Consider the following 25,726-nt stretch of genomic DNA (forward strand, 5'->3'; position numbering starts at 1 on the left):
CCCCTCACCGCAGTGAGAGGGGCCGACGTTCAGCGGGTGAGAGCCGTGGCTCTCAGCTGATCGCGTGGATCAGTTGCCCGTGAGCTTCTCGCGCAGAGCAGCCAGCGCCTCGTCGGAGGCGAGGGTGCCTTCGGCCGGAGCCGAGCTCGAGCTGGAGCTCGACGACGAGGAGGACGAACCCTGCGAGCTCGAGCCCGAGTTCGACGACGAGTACGACGTCGGGGCGGTCTCACCGGACGCCGCAGCTTCGGCGTCGTCCTTGCGGGCCTGCTCGATCTGGGCCTGGTGGGCCTCCCAGCGCGAGTGGGCCTCGGCGTACTGCTTCTCCCACTTCTCACGCTGCGCGTCGAAGCCCTCGAGCCACTCGTTCGTCTCCGGGTCGAAGCCCTCGGGGTACTTGTAGTTGCCCTGCTCGTCGTACTCCGCAGCCATGCCGTACAGCGTCGGGTCGAACTCGGAGGCGGCAGCGCCGTCCTCGTTCGCCTGCTTCAGCGACAGGGAGATGCGACGACGCTCGAGGTCGATGTCGATGACCTTGACGAAGATGTCGGAACCGACGGTGACGACCTGCTCGGGCAGCTCGACGTGACGCTCGGCGAGCTCGGAGATGTGGACGAGACCCTCGATACCGTCCTCGACGCGCACGAACGCACCGAACGGGACGAGCTTCGTGACCTTGCCCGGCACGACCTGGCCGATGGCGTGCGTGCGAGCGAAGTGCTGCCACGGGTCTTCCTGCGTCGCCTTGAGCGACAGCGAGACGCGCTCGCGGTCCATGTCGACGTCGAGCACCTCGACGGTGACTTCCTGACCGACCTCGACGACCTCGGACGGGTGGTCGATGTGCTTCCAGGACAGCTCGGAGACGTGGACGAGACCGTCGACGCCACCGAGGTCCACGAACGCACCGAAGTTGACGATCGAGGACACGACGCCGGAGCGGACCTGGCCCTTCTGCAGCTCCTTGAGGAACGTCGTGCGAACCTCGGACTGCGTCTGCTCGAGCCACGCACGACGCGACAGGACCACGTTGTTGCGGTTCTTGTCGAGCTCGATGATCTTGGCCTCGATCTCCTTGCCGACGTACGGCTGCAGGTCGCGGACACGACGCATCTCCACCAGCGACGCAGGGAGGAAGCCGCGCAGGCCGATGTCGAGGATGAGACCACCCTTGACGACCTCGATGACCGTACCGGTGACGACGCCGTCGTCTTCCTTGATCTGCTCGATCGTGCCCCAGGCGCGCTCGTACTGCGCACGCTTCTTGGACAGGATCAGGCGGCCTTCCTTGTCCTCCTTCTGGAGGACGAGAGCCTCGACGTCGTCGCCGACCTTGACGACCTCGCCCGGGTCGACGTCGTGCTTGATCGAGAGCTCGCGCGAGGGGATGACACCCTCGGTCTTGTAACCGATGTCGAGGAGAACCTCGTCACGGTCGACCTTGACGATGACACCTTCGACGATGTCGCCGTCGTTGAAGTGCTTGATCGTCGCGTCGATCGCGGCGAGCAGCTCCTCCTCCGAACCGATGTCGTTGACAGCGATCGGGGACGTGGTGGTGGAAGTCATGTGTAAGAAGTAACTTTCGGTGGGCAATTCGGGAGGCGAGACCATCGGGCACGACAACGCGCGCAGGTGGACCGCCTCTGCGGACAAATCGAACAACGTCTCGGGCGCGCCCGGCCCCGTCTGCGAGCAACGGGGAGCGTGGGCACGTACGACACGCCCTCTCATCCTAGGCACGCGGGGCGATCAGGGCCAAATGGGAAGGGCATCGTAGCGTGGGTTCATGCAGACCCCCGACCGTGCCGGACGCTTCGACGTCGACGCAGCCTCCTCCGCCCGCGGAAATCGCTCGTGGTGGGACGCCGAGGCGCGCGACTATCTCGACGAGCACGGCGCCTTCCTCGGTGACGCCGAGTTCGTCTGGGGGCCGGAGGGGTGGCGCGAGGACGATCTCCACGTCCTCGGCGAGCCGAGCGGGCTCGCGGGCCGCGACCTCCTCGAGTTCGGTGCCGGCGCCGCGCAGGCCGGACGCTGGTGCGCCAGGCAGGGTGCACGCGTCGTCGCGACGGACCTGTCCGGCGGGATGCTGCGCACGGCCGTGCAACTCGACGCCCGCACCGGCACGTCACTGCCGCTCGTGCAGTGCGACGCGAGCCGACTGCCGTTCGCGGACGCCTCCTTCGACGTCGTCTTCTCGGCTTTCGGCGCGGTTCCGTTCATCGCCGACACCTCGGCCCTCATGCGGGAACTGGCGCGCGTCACGCGCCCAGGCGGGCTTGTCGCGTTCTCGACGACGCACCCCGTCCGCTGGAGCCTGCCCGATGTGCCCGACGCCGCCGGGCTGACGATCCAGCACTCGTACTTCGACACGACGCCCTACGCCGAGGCGGCGGGCGACGACGTCGTCTACGCCGAGCACCACCGCACTCTCGAGCAGCGCGTGCGCGAACTGCTCGACGCCGGGCTCGTACTCGAGCAGTTACGCGAACTGCCGTGGAAGGAGTCGAACAAGTCGACCTGGGGTGGCTGGAGCCCCCTGCGCGGACGGCTCGTGCCGGGCACGCTCATCCTCGCCGGCCGCAGACCTGCCTGAAGGGTGCGTCGCGCGAATACCGCCAACAGGGTCGGCCGCGGCCGGGATCGCGTCAGCGGTTGAGGATCTCCTCGGTCTGACCGGGTGTCAGGACCAGAGTCGACGCGGCCTCGGTGCGAAACCACTCGATGGTGCGCTGCAGCCCGGTCTCCACGGGCACCTGCGGTGACCAGCCGAGCAGGCGCTGCGCCTTCGTCGTGTCGGGGCGACGGACCGACGGATCGTCCGTGGGGCGCTCGATGAACTCGAGTGTCGAGGATGACCCCGCCAGCTCGATGATCCACTGCGCGAGGTCGCGCATCGAGATCTCGTGCGGGTTGCCGATGTTGACCGGGCCGGGGTCGTGCGTCTCGAGCAGCATCGCGAGGATGGCCGCGACGAGGTCGTCGACGTAGCAGATGGACCGCGTCTGATCACCGTCGCCACTGACCGTGACCGGCTCACCGGCGAGGGCCTGGCGGACGAAGTTCGGGATGGCGCGACCGTCGTTGGGCCGCATGCGCGGGCCGAACGTGTTGAAGATGCGCACGATGCCGGCATCGACCCCGCGCGCCTCGCGGTAAGCGAGCACGAGCGCTTCCGCATATCGCTTGGCCTCGTCGTAGACGCCGCGCGGGCCGACCGGGTTGACATGACCCCAGTACGTCTCGGGCTGCGGGTGCACCTGAGGGTCGCCGTACACCTCGGACGTCGAGGCGAACACGAGCCGGGCGCCCTTGCGCACCGCGAGTTCGAGCGCGTTCTGCGTGCCCTGCGAACCGACGCGCAGCGTCTCGATCGGCAGCTTCAGGTAGTCGACCGGTGAAGCCGCCGACGCGAAGTGGAGGATGCCGTCGACGTCACCGCCGACGTCGAAGGGCTCCGTCACGTCGTGCTCGATCAGCTCGAAACGACCTGAAGCCTCCAGCTGCGTGACGTTCGCGCGGCGCCCGGTCACGAGGTTGTCGACGGCGACGACCTCGTGACCGCGTGCGACGAGCGTCTCGGACAGGTGCGAGCCGAGGAAGCCCGCACCTCCCGTGATGACGATCCGCATGCTCAGTACTGGCCCCGCTCATCGGCGGAGTGCGCGCCACGCGACTGCGGGTGGTCACCGAACACGAGCGTGGAGTCGTCGTCGTGGCGCACGTCGTCTACCTCGCGCTCGTCACGGCGCTCATGGCGGGCGGCGCGACGCTCACGGCCGGCACGCAGCGAGACGAACAGGCCGAGCAGCAGCGCGAACAGACCGAGCAGACCGAGCAGCAGCGGAGCCCACAGGCGCAGGATCTTGAGCTGGCTCGACTTCGTCTTGTAGTCGTCGACGTTCTTCTTGATCGTCTCGTCGGTCATCGTCGAGGTGGTGAGCATCGCGTCGACGGGCTTCGCGTTCGGCACCTCGAGCGTCTGGTGCTGCTTCTCCTGCAGCTTCATCATGACGCCCGTCTCCGGCTCGACCCACACCGTGCGGTCGTTCGTGTAGTACCGGTCGGCGAGCTTCGAACCCTTGGGCAGACCGAAGACCTCACCCGGGACGTCCATCGTCGTGAACTTCGTCTTCGGGATCGTCTGCGTGAACTTGTACGTCTTCAGACCCTTGATGTCCTCAGAACCCGCGTACTTCATCGGGACGGCCTTGCCGAGCGTCGAGTCCCAGTAGCGGTAGGTCTTGTTCTTGTCGACCTGGAACGGGAACTTGATCGTCTGGCCCTCGTAGTTGGTGGGCTTGCCGTCGAGCATGTTGCCGCTCCACTTGACGGCCTCACCCGAGGACTTGTCGACGGCGTACTGCTGCGTCGAGGCGTCCATCGGCGGCGACGCCGTCTGGCCCTTGTCGTTGACGTTGTCCGTCGTCTGCCACTGGTCGATGACGATGACGTCGCGGCCGAGCTCCTTGGAGGCCTTCTTCGTCATCTCCTTGTTGGCGACGACGGTCGCCTTCGTGATGATCTTGCCCGACCCCGGCTTGACCGTGTCGGCGTCGAAGTAGCTGGCGTGATCGTCGGTGACCGTCTGCTGGGTATTCTGATCACTCGGGATCACGGCCAGCTTCGGGTACGCGTAGAACCGCATCAGGAGCGCCAACGTCAGGAAGAACGCACCGAATCCGATCATGACTGCGGCTTTGCGCACGGGAGAGCCTCCTAGGCAGGGACTGGAACTTACGCGACGGTAACACCTGCAGCAGGGGCAATGTGACCGGTTTCACCAACGAGATGGAATTGTGCCCGTTTCGTCATCAACGAGCGAATCGACCACGCCGGCGAGCCCGATCGTCGGCTCGCATCGCATGAACGCCACCCCCGCGGCTGTGGCGGCTGCGGCATCCGTCTCGGCGTCACCGACCATGACGCTGCGCTCGCGCGACACGTGCGGATTCTCGTCGAACAGCGCGCACAGCAGGCCGGGCGCCGGCTTGCGGCACACGCAGGTGTCGGCCGCGTGCGGGCAGAGGCGGACGTCGTCGATGCGGCCACCGGCGGCCTCTACCTCCGCGATCAGCCGGGCATTGACGGCGCTCAGCTGCGCCCACGTCAGCCGTCCCGTCGCGAGGCCCTGCTGGTTGGTGACGACGACGATCGCGCAGCCCGCAGCACTCAGGCGCGCCACCGCGTCGACGGCCCGCGGCAGCAGCGCGAAGTCGTCGGGCGTGCGATACCCGGGCGCGAGGGCGTTGAGTGTGCCGTCACGATCGAGCAGGACGACGTCGTACGGGGCGCTGGCCCCAGGACGCGGCAGGCGCATGTGGGTGCGTCCGCTCGGATCGGGGCTCACGCGCCGGGCTGGCTGAGATCGTCGACGGCCTCGCACCACGCGTGCGCCCATAGCAAGTGGACCTCCTGGATGCGCGGCGTCTCGTGCGACGGCACGACGAGGAGGTGGTCGACGTCGTCGCGCAGGTGCTCTCCCCCGGCGCCCGTCATCGCGATCGTCGTGATCCCGAGCTCGCGCGCTGCGGCCAGGGACGCGACGATGTTGGGGCTGCGTCCGCTCGTCGACATCGCGACGTAGACGTCGCCCGCCCGCCCGAGGCCCCGCACGCCGCGGACGAACACCTGCTCGTAGCCGTAGTCGTTGCCGATGGCCGTGACCGACGACAGACTCTCGGCGAGGTTGATCGCTGGCAGCGGCGCACGGTCGTGGACGCACTTGCCGAGGAACTCTGCGGCGACGTGCGACGCGATCGCCGCGGAGCCGCCGTTGCCGGCGACGAGGATCTTGTGTCCGCCGGTGAGCGTGTTCGTCACCGCCTCCCCCGCGGCGACGACCTGCGCGTGCAGCGCCGCCTCGCGCACGGCGTCGACGAGCTGCGCCCACGCGGCGATACCCGCGTCGAGACGTGAGGTGAGCGCGGGCGAGGCCGCGCCGTCCGCCAGGGTGTGGATGGGGTGCTCCATCAGCTCTGCCCCCTCCACGTCGTGACGCCGTCATGGCTGAAGATCGGCTCGCTCACCGTGAGGCCGAGGTCGATGAGCTGCCGGGCGACGATGTGACGGCGCTCGAACTCGCAGATGAACACCATGTGGCCGCCACCGCCGGCACCCGTCACCTTGCCGCCGAGCGCGCCGTGGTCGAGGGCGCGCCGCATGGCCTCGTCGATGAGCGGCGTCGTGATGCGCGTCGACATCTTCTGCTTCTCGCGCCACGCTTCGCCGAGCAGCCGGCCGATCGTGTCGACCTCGCCGCGAACGAGCGCGATCTTCATCCGCTCGGCGAGTTCCTTCTGCGCCCGCAACCCCTCGAGGGCCTCGGCGTTGCCCGTCTCGTAGCGGCTGCGCTGATCCTCGATGATGTGGTCGCTGACCCGCGTCTGCCCGGTGAACGCCAACAACATGTTGTGCTCGAGCTCGTGGACGGTGGCGCTGCGCACGCGCAGCGGGTTGACGACGACCTGGTCGGCGGTGAACTCGATGAAGTTGAACCCGCCGAAGGCTGCGGCGTACTGATCCTGCGAGCCGCCGGGAATGCCGAGATCCTCGCGTTCGAGACGATAGGCGAGCTCGGCGATCTCGTACTGCGTGAGGTCGAGGCCGCAGTGCTGCGCGACGAGGCCGATGACGGAGACCATGACGGCGCTCGAACTGCCCAGCCCCGAACCGGGGGGCGCCGCGGTGTGGAGGAACAGGTCGAACCCGCTGACGGGTAGCGCACCCGGCACCTCGCGGATGCGAGCTATCGCGGCCTTCGGCAGATCGAGCTCACCGTTGTACTCGACCGGGTCGTCGACGCCGAAGCCGATCGAGTAACCGAAGTCGAGCGACTGCACCGTGATGCGGCCGTCTGTGCGCGGACGCAGCGTCGAGTACGCGAACTGGCTGAGGGTGCCTGACAGGACGCAGCCGCCCTCGCGTTCGGGGAACGGCGCGACGTCCGTGCCACCCCCGGCGAAACTGACGCGCAGCGGCGCTCGCGCACGCAGCACCGGACGTCGGTAGTCGACGTACGCCCGACCCTCGGGCGAAGGCCCGGGAGAAGATTCGGGGGTGGATCGCGCCTCGTCGTTCATGGGCGGCTAGCCTCCATTCGATGATGCGTGCCGGACGCACGCTACCCGATGGTAGATGTGAGGGACGGCACATGCAGCGCATTCCATGGATCGATCCGCTGCGAGGCGTCGCTGCCGGGCTCGTCCTCGTCTCCCACGTCGCCTACTGGAGCGGCGGTTCGAGCATCGACGGCGTCGGGCGTCTGCTCGCCCGCGGTGACGTCGGCGTCGCCGTCTTCTTCGCCATATCGGCCTACCTGCTGACGCGTGGTGCGAGCGCGGGGGCGGCCCCGACGAGGCACTACTGGCGCAAGCGCGCCGCACGCATCCTGCCGGCCTATCTCGTCGCGCTCGCGGCGGTCGTCGTCGTCACGCTGGCGGTCGAACCGGGTGCGGTCGACGTGCGCTCGGTGCTGTCACACCTGACGCTGCTGCAGGGATACGCGGGCGAGTCGTTCCGTGGATTCACGCAGGCCTGGAGCATCACGACGGAGGTGACGTTCTACGCCCTCGTGCCGCTGATCTGCCGGTGGTTGCGCGGCTGTCGCCGTGATGGTCGCTCTCCGCTGCCGGTCCTGATGTTCGTCGCCGTCGCCGGTCTCGTCGTGCAGACACTCGCCGCCTCGAGCGGACGGGCGAACCTCGGGGCCGTCAGCACGAGCGTCATCGGACACGCCGCGTGGTTCGCCGTCGGTGTGGCGGCGGGGTGGGTGTTCACGGCCGACCCGACGACCGGCGGGTCAGGCCGCCGGGCGCGCATGGGGCTCGCGGTGCGTGAAGCGTCGCCGTCAGCACTGCTGGGATGGGCGGGCGTCACGTACGTCGCGGTGGCCACACCGCTCGGCGGGCCGATCCACCTCGAGACACCGACGCACGGGCAGGCGCTCGTCAAGGAACTCGCGTACGCGCTCATCGCGGCGTTGCTGCTCGGCGCGGCCGTCCGAGCGTCGGAAGACGAGACGTGGCCGACGCGCGCCGAGGCGCAGGCCCTGCTGAGCGGCGCGGGCGACGTCAGCTACGGCCTGTTCCTGTGGCATGTTCTCGTGCTGCAGGTGCTGTTCACGACCCTGCACCTGAGGCTGTTCCACGCGCCGTTCGCTCTCGTACTCATCGTGACGCTCGTCGTGTCACTCGCACTGGCGCGACTCAGTTGGCGCGTCGTCGAAGCACCCGCCATCCGCTGGGCACACTGCTTACCTCGAGGCTGAACACGACGAGCGCGAGCGCCGTCAGCACCTGGCCGGAGACCGCGCCGAGCGATCCGCGATCGACGACGCCGAGCGCCGCCATGATCGGGCCGACCGCGACCATGAGCGCGATGACGAGCACCCGCCGTCGACGCCGCGGCACGAAGCAAGCGACGAGGACGACGGGTATCGCCACCCATCCCAGGAGTGCCGCCGCGATGGCGGTGAGGACGGCAAGCGCGAGGGCGGCGCGGGGGCGCGAGGCCGGCACGGCAGATTCTGCGTGCGCTACGAGTGCCCGCGGTGTCTGCAGCGCGAAGTCGTCGGAGGCTGCCTGGCGGCGTATCGGCGCAGCGCGTCGCGATGACGCCGCGGCACACCACGTCGTGGCAATGAGCAGCATGAGGCACGCGAGTGCGCAGGCCGCACCGACGACGAGGCTGAGGCGGTGGAGGTGCTGCGGTGCGAAGACAAAGTGTTGTCCGTGGGCGGCGTGCTCGGCGCCCTGACGCCATCCGTCGAGGGTCACGAGGCGCGTGCTACCGGCGGTCATGCCAGATGCGGGGGTGGGCGATGCCGGGTCGAGAGCCCAACCGGCGTTGGCGCCCTGCGTCGAGGCGAGCGTCGGGTTGGCCGGCGTGTCCGTGCTCGAATCCGCACTGAGTCCGAGCTGGTCCCTGGCCGCCGCGGCGGCCGGAACAAGTGTCACACGTTCGACCTCAGGTGAAACCTTCAGGTTGGCCTCGCCGGCAGGCAGGGCCATCAACCTCGTTCTCCCTGCAGTATCGGCCCCTCCACCAGGTGTTCCGGCAGGCTGCCAGGCGCCGGATCCGGACCGCATCATGAGGGGCTCTCGCACCGATCCGGGCGCCACGCCAGCCTTGAACGTCAGCGTGACGTTCATGGTCGCAGCACGCGAGACCGTGAATGCTCGCGTCCACGCACCGTCATCCTCCGACGCCAGCGCGTGACCGTCGAACCAGGGGTGCGTGCGCGTCACGACGACGCCGTTTCGGGTGCCATCGACGGTGCCCGGCAGGTGTACGACGCTGACGACGGGGCGGGTGGAGCGCACCTCGACCAGCCCGACGGCTGCATTCTTCGTGCCCGTCCCCGGCGCCGCGCGCGGGGTGACCGCGACCGCGCGCGTCCCGGCCGGCACGTCGATTCTCCAGGTGCTACCCGCGCCCTGCTGCGGCTTCACGGATCGCCCGTCGAAGCGCACGTCGACGCTTGCCACCCGCGCGTCGCCCGTGGCCGCAGGGACGAGCGTCATCGTCTGAGCGGGGGCGCCGCCGTCCCACGTCACGCTCAGGGTGCTGGGCCGGTCGGCGCACGTCAGCCAGCGGGTGTCGTCGGAGCCGTCGAACGCCGCGTCCGCAGACGTGCCCGGGCCGAGGTAGAGCGAGGCGAACGGGTCGGCGGTCGACGATGTCGCCTCGATGCGCGAGGCGCCGGTGACGCGGCGGACGCTGCTTCCTGCGTCACGGCCGGGGAAGTCGAGGTCGTGCGCGCCGACGCGCGTGGGCGCGGGGTCATCGGCGGTGAGGGCAGGCCCGAAGGCCCGTCCGACGACCTGGCCGTTGTTGTACGCGCGGCGTCGCACGTCGTCGGTGATCCACCCGTCGGCACGGCCCGTGACGAACGGGCGCCTCGCGCTGACGCCGACGCCGGCGAGCGTCAGCGTCGACTCCGGACCGCCGAGGACGGAGACCGCAGCGCCCGTAGTCGACGGTGTGGGGGCCAGGTCGAAGACGTCGTAGCGCGTGGCGCCGCTGCCGTGGACGCGATGGGCGCTCACTCCGTCGGCGTGTGTCAGGGCTGCGACGTACGCCTGCGGCGGTGACGTCTGCTGCGACGTCGAACTCCCCCAGCGCACGACGATGCGGTGCACCCCCGCCCGTGCCGCCGCCTGCACGGCCTCGCTCGCCCGTCCCCGATCACTCGCCGAACCCGGCGCGAGGGCCGTGTCGACGGCATCGACGAGCCGCTGCGCACCCGGGTGGTAGAGCGGAGCCGAGGCGCGCACGACGATGGACGACGCGGCGAACGCGGTGAGCGGTTCGTCGGTGGCGTTCCCCCAGTCCGCCTGGGCCGAGCGCGTCGACGGCAGGACGAGACTTGATCCGCCGTCGCGGGCTGCCGCGTCGTCCACGTCTCGGGCGGTGGCGACGAGCGAGGCGGGCCACGCGCGCACACCGTTCGCGTCACCGAGACGCCCGACGAGCAACGGTGCCAGCGTGCCGACGAGGACGACGGCGATGCCGACCTGCGCCGCCCACGCGCTCCGCGCGGAACGAGGACGCTTGGCACGAGGTGCGCTGCGCGCCAGCGCATCCCACGCCGCACCAACGCCGATGGCCAGGGGCAGTCTGACGAGCGGGTCGAGCTTGTGGACGTTGCGCGCCGCAGCGAGCGGGCCGTCGAGCAGATCGCGCATCAGACCGGAGAACGGGCCACTGGGCGTGCCGGCGTAGGGCAGGGCCATGCCCACGATGCCGCCCGCGAGCAGGATGACGCAGGCGACGCGGACGCGGCGCGCGGCGTGGATGACGTCATCCTGCGCGCCCCGCGAGGCACCACCGCGTGTCGTCATGAGCCCTGCGAGCGCGATGCCGGCGAGCGTCGAACCCGCGACGATGCTGAGGGTGCCCTGCGCGACGACCCACCCCGACTGCCAGATGGGGTGACCGTCGGCGTCGACGATGTAGGCGACCCAGTCGGACGCACCCCGCAGGATGGCGGGCAGCGTCGTCACGGCCGTCGTGATGCGCGCGGTCTCGATGAAGTCGAGGAACGGGTAGGCGTACCCGCCGAGGACGACGAGGGGCCCGAGCCACCAGGCGCTGCCGAGCGCGGCGCCGATCACGTACGCGCCGACGAGGCGCCACTCGCGCGTCACCACTAGCGCGAACAATCCGGCGCCGAGGACGGCGACGAGCGACGCCGTCGCGTTGACGCCGCCGAGGCACGCGACGAGCACACCGGTGGACGCGAGCAACCTGATGTGGCGGCTGCTGCGCCATCCCCACCACACGGCGAGGACGAGCCACGGCAGCAGCATGCCCGGCCACGTCTCGACGCTGAGTTCCGACAGCAGCGTCAGCACGCGTGCGCTCAGCGCGTACGCGACACCGGTGACGCAGGCCGCCCCCGCGCTCAGCCCGGCGATGCGGCGCGCGACGAGGGCCGCGCCGAGAAAGCCGACGACGAGGATGAACGACCACCACGCGCGCTGCGCCGCCCAGCCGGGCACGCCGAGCGAATGCAGGACGCCGAAGAACGGGCCCATCGGGAACAGGTAGCCGTAGGCCTGGTTCTGCAGTTCGCCGAAACCCGAGTGCGTCGACCACGCGTCGAGCGAGCGCGCGAGGTAACGCCACGGCGAGACGACGAGGTCGACCTTCGTGTCCGGCTGGATGACGCCCGGCTGCACGAGCCACGGCACGAACGCGAGGACCAACGCGACGCGCAGCGCGAGCAGCCGTGCGCGCGTCGCGTTCATCCGCGGCGCACGAGGACGAGCAGGTTCCACGTGACGATCTCGCGCAGCCCCGGCACCCGCAGGACGGCGCGCGCGGCATCCGGCCAGTAGCGGGGACGGGCGTCGATCAGCTCACCGCCGCGCTGCTCGACCGAGCGCGCCCAGGCGAGCCCCTGCGCGACGCTCACCCGGAAAAGGCCCTCGTCGACGAGGTTCTTCGGCGGGTGGCCGTGCCGACGCTCGTAGCGTCGCGCCGCCCGTTCGCCGCCGAACCAGTGCCACGGCGACGTCTCGTGCCCACCCCACGGGCTCAACCAGTTCGTGTACGCGAGGAACAGCACGCCCCCCGGCGCGAGCGCGTCGAGCAACGAATCGGCGACCGCTTCGGGGCGTCTCACGTGCTCCCACAGGTTCGAGCTGAACACGACGTCGAAGGTTCGCGGTGCGAACGGCAGGTGCTCCGCGTCCGCGACGACGCCGCCGTCACGCACCGAGGGGACGCTCGCGTCGGCGTCCAACGGCACATAGTGGGCGCCGGCCGCGAGGAAGGCGTCCGCGAACTCGGACGGGCCCGCGCCGACGTCGAGCACGCGCGCACCGTCGAGGTCGACGTGCTCGGCGAGGATCGCGATCGAGTCGTCGGCGAGAGCCGAGTAGAAGCGGTGCGGGTCGCTCTGCTCGACGAGGAACGCACGGAACAACCGGACGCTGCGCCCGAGGCCCCGTCGCGTCGCGGCACGTGGGCGAGACGTCACTCCGGCCTCCGCGCGACGAGGTGCAGCGTCGGGCGCAGCCGGGGCACGAGCGCGCGTGCAGCGAGAGTGAGCGGCAGCGTCGCAGCGGTGAGAGCGAGCGTCGAGCGCTGTGCGAGAACCCCCTGCGGCCGAGGCGCAGGCCTTACGCGGCGGACGGCGCTCGCGGCGTCGTGGACGAGCGAATCGAGCGGCGGGCGACGGATCTCGACGTCGTCAAAGCCTGCCTCACGCGCGGCGCGGATGAGGGAATCGGCGGTGAAGAAGCGCACGTGCGTCGGGTCCTCGAGCATCCACCAGCCGTCGCTCGCGAGGCGCAGGCCGGCCCAGTCGCCGGCCGGGGTGAAGAAGTGGGCGCTACCGCCGGGGCGCAGCAGTGTGTGCGTGCGGCGCAGCGTCTCGATCGGGTCGACGACGTGCTCGAGGACGTGGATGCCGTAGACGAGGTCGACGGGCGGCGCCCCCGCCGGCACCTCCTCGATGCCGCAGGCGTGCAGGCGACCGTGCGCGACGACGACGGGGTCGACGTCCCGGTCGAGCTGATCCGGGTCGGCGCCCGCGACGCGCGCCCCCGCGTCATGGAAGGCGCGCAGCAATCCCCCGGCGCCGTACCCGATCTCGAAGACCGACGCGGGCGCGCCGTCGGCGACGAGGGCACGGTGGGTCAGGCGCAGGCGGGCCGCGTCGAGGGTCGGGTCACCGCCGTAGGCATGATCGCGGTGGCGCGCGGGCGCGCGATCGAGGTCGCGACGCAGGTGCCCGCAACGGGTGCAGGCGTCGAGGACGGAGCCTCCCAGGGGCAGATCCGTGCACGGACCACCGCACACTTCGCACGCGCTCATGGAAACGGGCCACCTGCCTTCCTCGACCCCGATACTCTAACGGGCGACCCGGAAGCAGGCAGCCGAACGGCGAGGAGAGCCACAGGATGCACGACGAGCGCGACGCCGAGCCTCTGCGCGTCCTCTATCTGTCGTGGCGCGACCGCGAGAACCCCGAGGCGGGCGGCTCGGAGGTGTTCGTCGAACGCACGAGCGAGGTGATGAGCGAGCTTGGCGCCGACGTCACGATCCACACGGCTCGTTTCCCCGGCGCCGCACGCCGCACGATGCATGGGGACGTCACCGTGATTCGCGCCGGCAACCGGTTCACCTGCTACGCCGCGGGACTGTGGCACCTCGTGCGGCACCAGCGTGACTACGACGTCGTCATCGACGTGCAGAACGGCGTGCCGTTCTGGTCGCCGCTCGTCGCGCGCATCCCCGTCGTCGCCGTCGTCCACCACGTCCACCGCGACCAGTGGGCGAGCATCTTCAGCCCGCGCCTCGCAAGGTTCGGCTGGTTGCTCGAGTCACGCGTCGCGCCGTGGGTGTACCGGCGCTGCCGCTACATCACCGTCTCGAAGGCGAGCCGCAGCGAACTCGCGAGCCTCGGCGTCGACGCCGAGCGCATCGACCTCGTCTACTCCGGCAACGACCACCCGCGCGATCTCGAATCCTACGCCGACGTGCCCCGCAGCGCCGCGCCATCGCTCACCGTCCTCGGCCGGCTCGTGCCGCACAAGCAGGTCGAGATCGCCGTCGACACCCTCGCCGAACTGCGTGAGGAGTTCCCGGGCCTGCACCTCAATGTCGTCGGCTCGGGTTATTGGCAGCCGAACATCGAGCGCCATGCCCGTGAACGCGGCGTCGAGGACGCCGTCCACTTCCACGGGTTCGTCGACGAGGCGACGAAGCACACGCTGCTCGCTTCGTCCTGGGTCGTCATGATGCCTTCCTACAAGGAGGGGTGGGGCCTGACGATCGTCGAGGCCGGCCTGCACGGCACCCCGGCCGTCGCGTTCGCGCAAGCCGGAGGGCCGAGCGAGTCGATCCAGCACGGCTCGACGGGCGCGCTCGCCTCGACGACGGCGGAGATGATCGACGACGTGCGCGTGCTGCTGTCGCGCAACGACGTGCGTGAGGCCTATGGACGCAACGCTGTGACGTACGCGCGCTCGTTCAGCTGGGAATCGGCCGGCCGCAACGTGCACCACACGCTGCTCGACGTCCTCGGCCGCGCCGAGCGCGCACCCCAGCCGCCCGACACGCCCCTGCACGTGCGACGCCTGCGCGAGCTCGTCGCCGAACGCGATGCCCGCCGCGGCGCTGCCGAGCTGAGCTGACGGGCTGGCGCCGCCCGGCGCGGGCTGCCGCTGAGCCGAGTCAGGGCATGCGTGAGCGGGGAACGACCGTCGAGGTCGTTCCCCGCTCTCGTCTGAGATGAGGGAGCCGGAGGCTCAGCCGTCGTAGCTGATCTTCGACTGGTACTGCTGCGGCTGGCTCGAGTTCTGCGACTGGACGAGACCCCAGATCGCGAACAGAGCGAGCAGGAAGCCGACGACGGCTCCGATGATGTTGTACATCGTCTTGTTCGTGGATGCGCCCATGGGGTTGACCGCCTTCACCTTCGCTCGTGGTCAGCCGCCGCGCCACCGGGTGGCACGACGGAGCATCGCCGAGGCGACGCGTTTGGTTCAGCTTAGCCGCTCCGGCGCGCGGGTGCATCGCTTTCGACGCAAAACCCCGCCTCGGCTCGTACCCGCGACGACCACACCGGCGGTGATGATGCTCGTCACGAGGCCGAGCGCGCGCCACCACGGCGTCGCCGGGCGAGGCGTCGCACCGGGGACGGACCACGTCGTGAGGTGCGAGACCGGCGGCGCGGCGGCGAGCGGCGTCGCCCCCGCGCGGCGGACGAGATCCGCGACGGCGGCGGCGTCCGGCTGGTCGGTCTGGACGATGACGCGGCTGACGCCGGCCCGAGCCATCGCGTCACGCAATTCGTCGGCCGAGCGGTGAACGAGAGCGCGACCGACGGCGGCGGCGTGCGGGTCCTCCCCCGCGACGACCCGCACGCCAGAGCCCTGACGCACGGCCAGCGCGTCGTCGGCGATGACGCGGCCGGTGAGCAAACGGTTCCAGGGGTCGAGGACGGTGCGCTCGCCGTTCCAGGCGTAGCGACGGTAGGTCGACCAGGGCAGGACGAGCGTCGCACCGTTGGTCCCGGCGTCGAGGTCGCGCGCGACCTGCGTCCACGGCGCGGGATAATCGACGCCGCGCCACTGTCCGCCGCGTGCCCACGCGAGGCCCGGCAGGAGCACGAGCGGGGCGACGATGCCGCCGATGAGGGCGACGGGCGCGAGGATGCTGCCGCGAGCGCGGCGCACCTCGGCGTCGATGAGCAGCCCCCAGCCGAGGGCCGCCGGGACGACCCAGAGGGCGACGAACTTCTGCCCGTCGCGCAGCAGCCCGCCGCCGGGCACGTGCAGGACGATCGCCGTCATGACGTCACGCAGCCCCGGCACGGTGCTCGCGCCCGCGAGGAACAGCCCCGTGACGGCGAGCGCCGTGATCGGCCCGCGACCGAGGCGCCGGGCGGCGATGACGCCGGCGACGCACACGAGGGCGGAGGCGAGCACGATGGGCGCTGAGCTGCGTTCGGCGAACCATGACGGCGCGTGCCAGATGCCGCCACCGCCGAGCAGGGACGTCCACACGGGCCCCGCGCCGTCGCTGCGGGCCGCGAACGCCTCGACGCCGGCCGCGTCGGCGGCGTCGCTCGGCGCGGCCGTGAGGAACGGCCACCACCACGAGGCGTTGAGGCCGACCCAGGCGAGCACCGTCAGCAACGTCGGGCGCCACCCGGCGCGCCATGCCAGCCGTCCCGCGCCGGGTGCGAACGTCACAGCGGCGAGGGCCAAGGCCACGAGGACGGCCCCCGTCGAACCGGACGCCGCCGACATGACGAGCGCGACGGCGACGCTGCGGCGGGCGTGCGTCGCATCGGCGTCGCGGTGAGCGACGCTCTCTCTGGCGCGGTACGTGTCGATCCAGGCGTCGACTTCTCCCGCCGAATCAGCGCGGCGAGCAGTCTCGGCCTCCGCGCGGCCGGCCGCGACGCCGTCCGACGAACGTGTGCGAGCGCGGCGCGCCTCGAGCGCCCCGACGATCGCCCACACGCACGCCGCGTAGCCCCAGAGGTACCCCCAGTGGCCGATCGCGAGACGCTCGGCGACCCACGGGTTCCAGGCGAGCAGGACGCTCGCGCACACGCGCGCGAGCACCGGCGCGCGCCATCGATCGATGCCTGCGCCGAGGGCGAGGAACGCCCCGAGCAGGATGATCTTCTGCGTGATGTCCCCGGGCAGGACGAGGTCGAGCAGTGCGACGATCGCGTCGTTCGGCACCGCGCGCGGCACCTGCCCGGCCGTACCGAGCGTCGTGTCCGACAACGGCAGGTGCGGGACGAACACCATGTCGTAGTGCAGCCAGAACCCGCGCGTCAGCAGCATCGGGCCGAGGATGACGGCGGCGCACACCGCGCTCGCGAGCATCCCGGCGTGACGGCCCGCCCAGCGCGTCGCGCCCCACGCAGCCCCGTGCGTCGCTCGCCGGCCGGACGTCGTCACGGCGTCACTCGAACTCGGCAAAGGCCTCGCCCATCTTCGCGCTCTGACGGCGGATGTCGTGCTCGGCGAGCATCCGCGCGCGGTTCGCCGCCGACGCCGCACGCGCGGCCGAGTCGTCGGTGAGGAAGTGCACGAGACCCTCGGCGAGCGCGTACGCGCCCGACTCCGTCAGCAGGTTGGGTGCGCGCACGGCTTCGTCATTGGTGCCGCACGCGGTCGTGACGACGGGCAACCCGCACGCCTGCGCCTCGAGGTAGGCGAGGCCGAGCTGTTCGGTCCACTTCCACGTCGGGCGCGGCGCCGTCGTGAAGACGCGCGCGGAGCGCAGCAGCTCGGCGACGCCGGGCGCGTCGAGTGATCCGGCGCGCACGACGGCGCCCGGTTCGGCCTGCTCGGCCTCCTCGACGAGCCCCGCGAGCGGCCCGTTACCGGCGACGACGAGTTGCGCGTCGGGCACGCGCCGGCGCACGAGGCGCATCGCGTCGAGGACGGTGTCGATGCCCTTGTTCGTCGAGAGCGGCGAGGTGAACACGACCCGCGGTCGGTCGGCGAGTTCGGCTGCGGGGCAAAACATTTCGACGTCGATGCCCGGCTTGACGACGCGAACACGCGACAGGTCGAATCCGTTGAGTGCGAGGTGGTCGCGCGCCGCGTCGACCATGCAGAGGATGAGGTCGGCGTCGCGGGTGCTCTCGAACGCCTGACGGTACGGCGGCAGCGCGTACAACGGTTGGCGCGGCAGGTTCTCCCACGTGATGACGGCCTGCCGCAGCCCGGGGCGGCGTCGGCGCCGCGCGCTGAGCTGGCCGGTGACGAGCGAGCACAGCTCGAGGCTCGCGACCCAGTCGGGGCGCGTCCGCTCGAGCTGTTCGTCGAGCCCCTGCGCCCACGCGAACGCGCCGGCCTCGATGAAGCGCGTCACGGGGCGACGGTACGTCGTCGGCATCCAGGTGAGGTCGCCGAACGGCTCCTCGCGCGCCATCGCCGTGACGTGCGTGCCCGGCATCCGCGACATCCAGTACAGCTCACGGCGCGGCCGCTGATCGGGCAGCGACAGCCACAGCAGCTCGCGGGTCATCGCGCGTGATCGCGCCGTGCGCTCGCCGCGCCGAGGGCGTAGCCGACGGCCTCCATCGCGCGCATGCCGACCATGCCGACCGCGTGCAGCGGGCGACGCGCGAGGTCGTCGCGGTGCGCCCAGTACGCCGTCAGCACGTCCCGGCCCTGCTGCCCGACGGCGCCGTCGTGTTCGGCCGCGAAGGCAGGGATGCTGCGCCCGTAGTAATAGCGCTTGGAGAAGACGTCGCGCAGCGTGAGGCGGCCCTCGTCGTGGTCGATGATGATGGGGGCGAGCTCGATCCGTTGACCCGCGCGGCGCATCTTGAGCCGCAGATCCGCGTCCTCCGGCCCCGACATCGCGAGGTGGAACTCGCCGTCGGTGCGCATGAAGTCACGCCGCAGCAGCCGCGGGTTGTGCAGCCACGGCTGGTCGAGGTAGCACTCGCGCTCCAGGGCCCGGCAGGCCGTCCAGAAGCCGTCGCCGATCGTGCGCTCGGGCAGCGCGACGCCGTCGGCGCCGGTGCGCTGCGCCGTGTCGAGGGCGACCTCGATCGCCCGCGGCGGCAGGATCATGTCGCTGTCGAGCCACACGATCCACGTCGTCTGCGCGGCCTCGATGCCGCGGTTGCGCTGCGCGGAACGTTCCGGCCCGCCCTCGTGGTAGACATCGGCCCAGCGGCGCGCGATGTCCTTCGTCGCGTCCGTGCTGGCGTTGTCGACGACGATGAGCGTGACGCCCGGCTCGCTCTGCTCCTTGACCGAGCGCAGCGTCGCTTCGAGGGTGCGCTCGTTGTTGCGCGTGGGCACGATGACGCTGACACCGCGCTCGAACATCGCGTCAGGGGTTCGCTCGTCCATCATCATCCTCGTTCTGCGATCGCCCGGTCGGTCGTGGCTGTCTTCGTGGCTGGGTCCGTGGCCGCCTCGGTGTGCGGCCCCGCGCGGTGGCTGCCGCCGCTGCGGCGTGCGGTTCGTGGCGCGTCGTGCTGACGCAACAACCCGATGAGCGCGATGACGAAGCCGGCGCCCGCGATGCGGTGCGGCCACATGTTCGCGGCGATGGCGTCGGCGCTCACCTGCCCGAGGCTCGGGTCGAGCAGGAGGAACGCCCCGACGCCTGCGAGCACGAGCAGCGCCCCCGCGACGACGAGATGACGCGAGCGCACCCGCGTAAGGCGCAGCGCCGCGACCGCGACGAGCGAGGCGACGAGGCCCGCGGCGCCGACGCCGAACGTCGCGGCGACGACGCATGCCACGTCGAGGCGCAGGTACTGAGCGTCGCTGCGCCGTGCGAGTGCGTCGGCGCGGCGCATGCTGCGCGTGTACGTCTCGCTGCGGTGCGGCACGGGCGCGCGCAGGCCGCCGCGTCGGGCGGCGACGATGACGATGGCGGCGATCGCCGCGAGCGTCAGCAGCGTGACGATCAGCGCCACGTTCGCCCAGCGCTGCGGCGCGAACCGCATCTCGACGGTGCCCTGCGCGCCGGCGGGCAGGATCCAGCCGGTGCTGTAGCCGTCGATCGTCGTCGGGGCGGGAAGCGCCTTGCCGTTGAGCGTCGCGCTCCAGCGTGCGTCGTAGCTCTGGCCGATGACGACGGCGCTCGGCGTCGCGCTCGATTCGAGGCGGATCGTCTTGTGCGTCGGCGTGTCGTCGGTGACGCGGAACGCGGGCGCCGCGGGCACGCTCGTCGCCTGCTTGCGGTTGTCGCGCAGGTCGAGGGAGTCGAGGACGAACCCTGGGGCCTGCTCGATGCGGCGATCGCCGGCGTCGAGCGTCACTGGCGTGCACGAGACCCAGCGCGTGCCTTCCTGCGAGGAGCGGGTGATCGTGTCGTCGTCGAGGCGCATCGGCACGGCGCGCCCGTCGATCGTCGCGACGTCGAGGCAGCGGTTCTTGCCGGGTGAGTCGAACGGGCCGAGGTCGGAGGTCTTCATCGACGCGCCCGTGTCGATGCGGGTGAACTCGGCGGGCGTCGCGAGCTCCGGGCCGTCGGAGGCGTCGATGACGACCCGCACGCGCGAGCCGCGGGTGCCGTCGGGCAGCGCGATGTGCGTGTCGCCGTTCTTGTTCACCGACGAGCTCGCGACCTTCTTGCCGTCGACGAGCACCGACACCTTCGTCGCCCACTGCGTGCGCTTCGCGTCGCCGAGCGTCGGTTTCTGCGTGAGGTCGACGCTGGTGATGTCGCGCGGCGCCGTCGTCAGCTGCCACCAGGCGCCCTTGGGCGAGGCTCCCCCGGGCACCCAGCCCGTGTCGCTCTTGCCGTCGGCCGCGGCCGAGGCACGGTACTGGCGTTTGTCGAACCACACGCCCGACGACGTCGCACGCACCGCGTCGCTGTACCCGGCGACCTCGTCGTAGATCTTCTCCAGGTCGTCGCCGTCGATCCGCACGCGGGCATCCCCGTTGAAGGTGCGGCCCTGCGGCAGGGAGACGACGCGGCGCAGCGCGATCTCGCTGTCGTCGGCGGCCGCGGGCGTGTTCTCGACGCGGCGCAGCAGGACGTCGAGGGGCGCGGACGAGAACGCCGAGCGGCCCGCGTCGTCGAGGCCTGTGTAGAGGCGTGTCAGCGTCGTCGGGGTGCGCGCGGCACGCGTCGCCTTTGGCCCCGGCAGGCCCAGTTCGGAGATGCCGACGAGGTTGAAGCCGTCGCCGCGGATGCTGTCGATGTGGACGCTGACGCGGTCCGCGCTCACGCCGCCCATGTGGAAGGTGGCCTTGCCCGAATCGGGGACGCGCACCGTGACGGAGCGGCCACCCGCCGTCATCGTCGCCTTGTCGATCTTGACGGGGCCGAGGTCGGGTTGGGCGATCGTGACGTCACCGAGCGTCTGGCTCGCGGGCAGGGTGAGGTCGAGGCGCTGACCGACGGCGCGGCGGAAGTCGCCGAAGCGCCAGCTCGTGTCGGGGTTGCCGTCGAACGCGTTCTCGGGCACCGCGTACGGCAGGTCGAAGAACGTGCCGCCGGAGGTGGTCGCGGTGACGAGCGTCCCGGAGCGCAGCAGCACCGTCTGATCGTCGGGCGAATCGCCGAGCGTGCGCGTCGTGCCGAGAGGGTCGCCCGCGGCGAGCAGCGCGCCGTTGCCCGCGGTGAGGCGCTGCGCGATGGCGGAGCGTCGCGCGTTCGTGTCGGTGATGACCAGGCGCCCCTTGGCCTGCAGCGCGCGCGTCAGGGCTGCGGCGTCGAGATCCTGCGCGTACTGCACGCTCGGTGACGTGCGCAGCAGCCCGGCGTTCACCATCTCGGGGAACGACCAGCCGTCACCCGCGACGACGAGGGAGTTCGCCATGCTCTGCGCCCGCACGGCCGTTCGCGGGTCACGCACGGTGTACAGCTGCACGGGGCGCAGGCTCGCCTCGTCGTACCCGGCGGGCGAGGCGACCGGCGACAGGACGTTCTGCCCGGGCTTGCCGAAGTTGCCGGAACCGAACAGGCCGGTGTCGGTGCCGATGAGGGCTTGGACGACGGCCGGGCGCGCTCCCCCGTCGTTCTCCCAGACGGTGTCGTGGCGCACGAGGACGTTGTCGGAGCCGAGGTAGCGCGCGAACGTCGACACCATGTCGCCCGACGCCGTACCGGACTGGACGGTGTCGTCGAGGGCCGCGAGGAAGTTGCCGCCGGGGGCGCTCGCGTTCGGTGTCGTCTCGGGGACGACGGCGTCGCGCTTCAGCAGGGAGTTCGTCAGGTCGTCGGGGCGCTGCACCGTCCAGCGGTACGTCGGGCGCGTCTGGCCCGGCAGGACGAGCGTCGAAGAGTGCCGGACGCCGTCGTCGGCGGCACGAGCTGCGTCGTCCCAGTACGACGGGATGTCCATGCGCGAGATGTAGAGCCCGTTCGCGAGGGCCGGCAGCATCCAGGCGGCGACGACGATGCTCGCGAGGGCCGCGGCGATCGGCGCGAGACCGGAACGGCGGCGCACGAGACGCGTGAGGTGGACGGCGCCGAACGCGAGGGCGAGCGCGAACGACAGCGCGAGCAGCGCGCCGATCTTGTTCGTCGTGCGGAAGGCGGCGAGCGGCGGGAACGCCAGCACGGCCTGGATGAGCCAGCCCGCGGGACTCTCCGCATCGTTCTCCCCCGGGAACAGCCCGACCATGACGACGGCCGCGATCGCCGCCGTCAGCGCCGCGGCGCGCCGCACCCCGGTGCGGGCCCAGCGCAGCGACACCAGCGCCAGCGCGGGCCACAGCGCCGTCAGGGCGATGACCCAGGGGCTCGTGATGTAGGCGGCGTTCTGCGGCACCCACGGCCCAGCGTCGCCGTGGCCGTACAACGGCCACAGCCCGAGCCCACGCAGCACCTCGGTGAACGAGGAGACCTTGTGGATGCCGTCGAGGGTCTCGGACGTGCCGACGATCTGGCTGCCGGTGGCCACGGCCGACATCGCCGGCACGAGCCAGTACAGCGACACGGTGATGACGAACAGTGCGCACTTCGCGGTGACGGCGGCGATCTCACGCCATGTGCGGTGCAGGTGCCAGCGCGCGACGGCGGCGATCGGGATGATGCCGAACAGCTGGAACAGCGGCACGACGGCGACGTTCATGCCGCTCATCGCGAAGAACGCGAGCCCGAACAGCGCCGGCCACGCCCACGACGACGGCCGCTGCAGGGCGCGCAGATAGCACAGCAGCAGCCACGGCAGGAACGCCATCGGCAACGCGATGGCGAGCGTGTTGCCCGCGGCGATCGCGTAGGGGTTGGCGAGGTAGAACACCGCGGCGGCGAGCCCGAGCCAGCGCGTCGAGCGCGGCGCGACGGTGCGCGTCAGGCGCGCGGCGCCCCACGCCGCGACGAGCCACAGCGCGAGGTGGAAGATCTTGAACGTCCACTCCGGCGACAGCCCGATGCCGCGCAGCGCGGACAGCACGAGCAGCACGGGCACGAGACCGACGTTGAAGTTCGCCGACCCCAGGTACGGCGACGCCGTCCACGACGACAGGTAGCGACCCACCATCTCCCACGGCGCGAGGTACACCTCGGGCTTGATGTCGGTGTTGAAATGGCCGAGATCGTTGAGGAAGACGACGGCCGCGAGCACCACGGCGGCGACGGCACAGGCCACGGCGTAGGCATCGAGGCGTCCGCGGCGCAGGATGGGTCGTCGCACGAGCGTCCTTCCGGGCCTGGGCCGAGGGGGTTCACGGACGGTCGACCGTGAAGCACCTAATATAACCAGCAGGTAGCCCACGTCACACGGGCGTTCGGAAGAAGGGTCGTGCAGGTGAACGCCACATCCGCCGACGCGCGCCCGGCTCCGGCCCCCGACGCGGCGGAGGCCACGTCGGAGGCGCCGTCAGGGCGCGGCGGCGTCGTGCTGGCCGTCGCGATGGGGCTCGGCAACCTGCTCAGCTACGTCTTCGTCCTCATCCTCACGCGCGCGCTCGGGCCGGCCGGTTTCGGCGCGTACTCAGCGCTCATCACGCTCGGCATCGTCCTCGTCATCCCAGCGGGCGCGCTGCAGGTCGTCATCGCACGACGTTGGGCGCACCCGTCGCTGCGCTCGAGCGGGCTGGGGCTCGCCGCGCGGGTCGGCGTCGCGCTGAGCGTCGTCACGATGCTCGCCTCCCCCGGCGTCGACGCGCTGTTCCACCTCGGCGGCCTCGCGCCGACGATCGCGATGGCGTTCATGCTCCTGCCGATGACGCTGACGGGCGCCTACCAGGGCGTCCTGCTCGGCAGCGGCGCCATCGCCCGCCTCGCCGCGCTCTACGTCGTGACGGCGGCGACCCGCGTCGCCGGCGCGCTCGGGTGCGCGGCGGCGGGCGCGAACGTCACGGAGGTCTTCGTCGTCATGGCGCTCGCCGCGTGGTGCGCCGCCGCGTTCGGCCTGTGGGCGAGCCGTGATGCGCTCGTCGGCGTCGGCGCGGGCAGCGACGGGTTGGCGCGCGAGATGTGGCGCTCCAACTCGACGCTCGCCGCGTTCACGGCGCTGACGAACGTCGACGTCGTCCTCGTGCGTCACTTCCTCGCCCCCGAGACGTCCGGCGCCTACGGCCTCGCCTCGACGTTCGCGCGCGCCATGTGCTGGGGCACGCAGTTCCTCGCGCTGCTCATCGTGCCGCGCCTCGCCGCCTCGAGCGCCTCCGCATCTCCCGCCGATTCGGGTGGCGCTGATTCGGGTGGCGTCGCGTCCGGTGACACTGCAGGCGCGGCGAACGGCGCCCGCGCGTTGTGGCGGGCCGCCGGTTTCGTCCTCGCGCTCGGCGTGGTCGGCTGCGTCGTCGGGTCGCTGCTCGACGCCGACGCCGTGGTCGCCTCTGTCGGTGGTCACGCGTTCGACGGCAACGGATCCCTCGTCATCGCGTGCCTCGCACTCGGCACCGTCTGGGCGCTCGCGCAGCTGTGGCTCTTCTCGCAGATGGCGGGCGACGACACGCGCCTCGGCATGCTGACGTGGGTCATGGTCGCCGTCGAACTCGTCGTCGGGTGGCTGTGGTGGCACGACAGCGTCTGGCAGGTCGTGACGCTCGCCGCAGCGTGCGCCGGCGTCGTCGTCGTGGCCGGCGCGTGGCGCTCGCGCAGCAGACGCGTCACGCACATCGAGGACGCCGAGGACCTGCTCGTGCTCGATCACACGAGCTGACCCCCGACGTCGTTCGACCTTCGAGGGCGGCTCGCACCGCTCGAACCGGACCCATCCGCTCAGGCTGGTCGGCCCCGTCCTACCGCCTCAGCGGGGGCCGCTTTCGCTCGGCGTGGCCCAGCAGGGCTCAGTGCTGGTCATTGCTCTTCTGGCCGTCGCTGTTTGCGCCGTCGTTCTTCGCACCGTCGTCGCCGATCTGACGCGAGCGGCCGAGCAGCACCTTCGCGACGGCGGTGATCGGCCCGGGCACGACGCCGACGGCCTTCCACATCGCCGCGTTGAGGCGGTCCTGCACCGTCGTCTGGTAGCGGCGCAGCATCTCGTCCTGACGGCTGAGGCGCTTCGCGGTGCCGGGGCGGCGACGGAAGGTCAGCGCGTGCAGGCCGTTCGCCCAGCGTGGGTCGTCGGCGTGCGCGGCGTCCCACTGCTCGACGATCTCCCAGCCCGGGTGCTGCTTGAGGAACAGCCTGTGCGCCTTCTGCACGACCGGCCACGACGCGTCGTCGATGAGGACGAGCGCCTCGTCGGCGAGCAGCGGCTCGACGGCGGCGAGCGCGAGGTAGTGCGACAGCAGCGTGTGCTCACCGTCGTAGAAGTAGACCCCGACGGGGCGATCGAGCGCGTCGGGGCGCACCATGAGCTTGAAGCAGTCACCTTCGAGCAGCGTGACGTCGGCGTCCCCGGCGTGGGTCTCGAGGTTCGTCATGAGTTCGCGTCGCGCGAGTTCGCCCGCCATGCCGAACTCCATGAAGTTCTCCATCGCGACGAACGTCTTGTCCCCGTTGCCCTGCACGGCGGCGCAGATCGAGCGGCCCTTGAACGTGCCGACCTCGAGGTAGGCCTCGTCGGCGGGCATCGTCGCGGCGGCATGGTTGAGGACGGCGAGCTCGTTGGGCGCGGTGTACCCCGCGACCTCGTCGCACAGGGCCGACCAACGCGGGTCGATCGGGTCCGACGTCGCGGGCTCACCGGCGAACAGGGCCGGCAGGTCGCGGAAGAAGGTCGAGGTGTCCATGGCGTTCCGTCCGTCGTGAGGGTCGAGAGGTGTGCGCGCGTACCGCGCGGTAACTGGTGACCATGGTCACACGTCGGGCGCACTTTCGCATGCGGTGTTCGCCAACTCCCGCGCCGCCCCGCCCGAGG

19 protein-coding genes are annotated in these 25,726 nt (G+C 71.1%); 4 read left to right on the forward strand and 15 right to left on the reverse strand.

Annotated elements, in window-relative coordinates; genetic code table 11:
- Window positions 1-69: 69 nt before the first annotated feature.
- Window positions 70-1,569 carry a 30S ribosomal protein S1 gene (rpsA, locus tag J4Z35_RS01820; protein WP_006943310.1) on the reverse strand — a complete coding sequence of 500 codons (1,500 nt, stop codon included), beginning with the start codon at window positions 1,567-1,569 and terminating at the stop codon, window positions 70-72.
- Between the two features lie 220 nt (window positions 1,570-1,789).
- On the opposite strand from rpsA, the gene J4Z35_RS01825 reads away from it, so the two are divergent.
- Window positions 1,790-2,599 carry a class I SAM-dependent methyltransferase gene (locus tag J4Z35_RS01825; protein WP_131941077.1) on the forward strand — a complete coding sequence of 270 codons (810 nt, stop codon included), beginning with the start codon at window positions 1,790-1,792 and terminating at the stop codon, window positions 2,597-2,599.
- Window positions 2,600-2,651: 52 nt separating this feature from the next.
- On the opposite strand, the gene J4Z35_RS01830 is transcribed toward J4Z35_RS01825, so the two are convergent.
- The 5 genes from J4Z35_RS01830 to J4Z35_RS01850 all read right to left on the reverse strand — a co-directional run bounded on the left by J4Z35_RS01830 (window position 2,652) and on the right by J4Z35_RS01850 (window position 7,085).
- Window positions 2,652-3,635, reverse strand: a complete 984-nt coding sequence (locus J4Z35_RS01830; RefSeq protein WP_208065322.1) for a UDP-glucuronic acid decarboxylase family protein — start codon at window positions 3,633-3,635, stop codon at window positions 2,652-2,654.
- A gap of 2 nt (window positions 3,636-3,637) precedes the next feature.
- Window positions 3,638-4,711, reverse strand: coding sequence for a DUF3068 domain-containing protein (locus J4Z35_RS01835; protein ID WP_006943300.1), 1,074 nt, complete (start codon window positions 4,709-4,711; stop codon window positions 3,638-3,640).
- 72 nt (window positions 4,712-4,783) lie between these two features.
- Window positions 4,784-5,353: an HAD-IIIA family hydrolase gene (locus J4Z35_RS01840; RefSeq protein ID WP_208065323.1), complete on the reverse strand. Its 570-nt coding sequence runs from the start codon at window positions 5,351-5,353 to the stop codon at window positions 4,784-4,786.
- Complete coding sequence (locus tag J4Z35_RS01845; RefSeq protein ID WP_243754759.1) at window positions 5,350-5,976, reverse strand: SIS domain-containing protein; 627 nt, start codon at window positions 5,974-5,976, stop codon at window positions 5,350-5,352. The genes J4Z35_RS01840 and J4Z35_RS01845 overlap by 4 nt, the downstream gene beginning before the upstream one ends.
- Entirely contained in the window at window positions 5,976-7,085 is a 1,110-nt protein-coding gene (locus tag J4Z35_RS01850; RefSeq protein WP_171969901.1) for a GHMP kinase, read from the reverse strand. Before J4Z35_RS01850 ends, J4Z35_RS01845 begins: the two co-directional genes overlap by 1 nt.
- 71 nt (window positions 7,086-7,156) lie before the next feature.
- On the opposite strand from J4Z35_RS01850, the gene J4Z35_RS01855 reads away from it, so the two are divergent.
- Window positions 7,157-8,272, forward strand: a complete 1,116-nt coding sequence (locus J4Z35_RS01855) for an acyltransferase (protein WP_062258378.1) — start codon at window positions 7,157-7,159, stop codon at window positions 8,270-8,272.
- Here the strand turns inward: J4Z35_RS01855 and J4Z35_RS01860 are convergent.
- Genes J4Z35_RS01860 through J4Z35_RS01870 form a run of 3 tightly spaced genes read right to left on the reverse strand, consistent with a single transcriptional unit; the run spans window position 8,211 to window position 13,329 of the window.
- Window positions 8,211-11,756 (reverse strand): alpha-(1->3)-arabinofuranosyltransferase family protein, encoded by a 3,546-nt coding sequence (locus J4Z35_RS01860; RefSeq protein WP_208065325.1) that lies wholly within the window; start codon window positions 11,754-11,756, stop codon window positions 8,211-8,213. The two genes, J4Z35_RS01855 and J4Z35_RS01860, sit on opposite strands and share 62 nt — an antisense overlap.
- Entirely contained in the window at window positions 11,753-12,490 is a 738-nt protein-coding gene (locus tag J4Z35_RS01865) for a class I SAM-dependent methyltransferase (protein WP_062258374.1), read from the reverse strand. The genes J4Z35_RS01860 and J4Z35_RS01865 overlap by 4 nt, the downstream gene beginning before the upstream one ends.
- Window positions 12,487-13,329 carry a class I SAM-dependent methyltransferase gene (locus tag J4Z35_RS01870; protein ID WP_243754760.1) on the reverse strand — a complete coding sequence of 281 codons (843 nt, stop codon included), beginning with the start codon at window positions 13,327-13,329 and terminating at the stop codon, window positions 12,487-12,489. The genes J4Z35_RS01865 and J4Z35_RS01870 overlap by 4 nt, the downstream gene beginning before the upstream one ends.
- A gap of 86 nt (window positions 13,330-13,415) precedes the next feature.
- Between J4Z35_RS01870 and J4Z35_RS01875 the strand changes: the two genes are divergently transcribed.
- A complete protein-coding gene (locus J4Z35_RS01875; RefSeq protein WP_208065326.1) occupies window positions 13,416-14,651 on the forward strand; it encodes a glycosyltransferase family 4 protein in 1,236 nt (411 codons plus the stop codon).
- A 114-nt stretch (window positions 14,652-14,765) separates the two neighbouring features.
- Here J4Z35_RS01875 and J4Z35_RS01880 read toward each other — a convergent pair whose 3' ends face one another.
- The 5 genes from J4Z35_RS01880 to J4Z35_RS01900 form a co-directional block, all read right to left on the reverse strand.
- Window positions 14,766-14,915 carry a hypothetical protein gene (locus J4Z35_RS01880; RefSeq protein ID WP_156444985.1) on the reverse strand — a complete coding sequence of 50 codons (150 nt, stop codon included), beginning with the start codon at window positions 14,913-14,915 and terminating at the stop codon, window positions 14,766-14,768.
- A gap of 87 nt (window positions 14,916-15,002) precedes the next feature.
- On the reverse strand, window positions 15,003-16,937 hold the full coding sequence (locus tag J4Z35_RS01885) for a hypothetical protein (protein ID WP_208065327.1): 1,935 nt from the start codon (window positions 16,935-16,937) through the stop codon (window positions 15,003-15,005).
- A gap of 4 nt (window positions 16,938-16,941) precedes the next feature.
- Complete coding sequence (locus J4Z35_RS01890) at window positions 16,942-18,015, reverse strand: glycosyltransferase (RefSeq protein ID WP_074045270.1); 1,074 nt, start codon at window positions 18,013-18,015, stop codon at window positions 16,942-16,944.
- Window positions 18,012-18,854, reverse strand: coding sequence for a glycosyltransferase (locus J4Z35_RS01895; protein WP_074045269.1), 843 nt, complete (start codon window positions 18,852-18,854; stop codon window positions 18,012-18,014). The genes J4Z35_RS01890 and J4Z35_RS01895 overlap by 4 nt, the downstream gene beginning before the upstream one ends.
- 2 nt (window positions 18,855-18,856) lie before the next feature.
- A complete protein-coding gene (locus J4Z35_RS01900) occupies window positions 18,857-23,107 on the reverse strand; it encodes an alpha-(1->3)-arabinofuranosyltransferase family protein (protein ID WP_208065328.1) in 4,251 nt (1,416 codons plus the stop codon).
- Between the two features lie 114 nt (window positions 23,108-23,221).
- Here J4Z35_RS01900 and J4Z35_RS01905 point away from each other — a divergent pair, with 114 nt between their 5' ends.
- Complete coding sequence (locus tag J4Z35_RS01905; RefSeq protein WP_208065329.1) at window positions 23,222-24,583, forward strand: hypothetical protein; 1,362 nt, start codon at window positions 23,222-23,224, stop codon at window positions 24,581-24,583.
- Window positions 24,584-24,710: 127 nt separating this feature from the next.
- Here the strand turns inward: J4Z35_RS01905 and J4Z35_RS01910 are convergent, their stop codons facing one another.
- Window positions 24,711-25,598 carry a class I SAM-dependent methyltransferase gene (locus J4Z35_RS01910; protein WP_074039414.1) on the reverse strand — a complete coding sequence of 296 codons (888 nt, stop codon included), beginning with the start codon at window positions 25,596-25,598 and terminating at the stop codon, window positions 24,711-24,713.
- Window positions 25,599-25,726 lie beyond the last annotated feature (128 nt).

The sequence above is a fragment of the Dermacoccus sp. NHGro5 genome, from assembly GCF_017565385.1.
GTDB classification, from domain to species: Bacteria; Actinomycetota; Actinomycetes; order Actinomycetales; family Dermatophilaceae; genus Dermacoccus; species Dermacoccus nishinomiyaensis.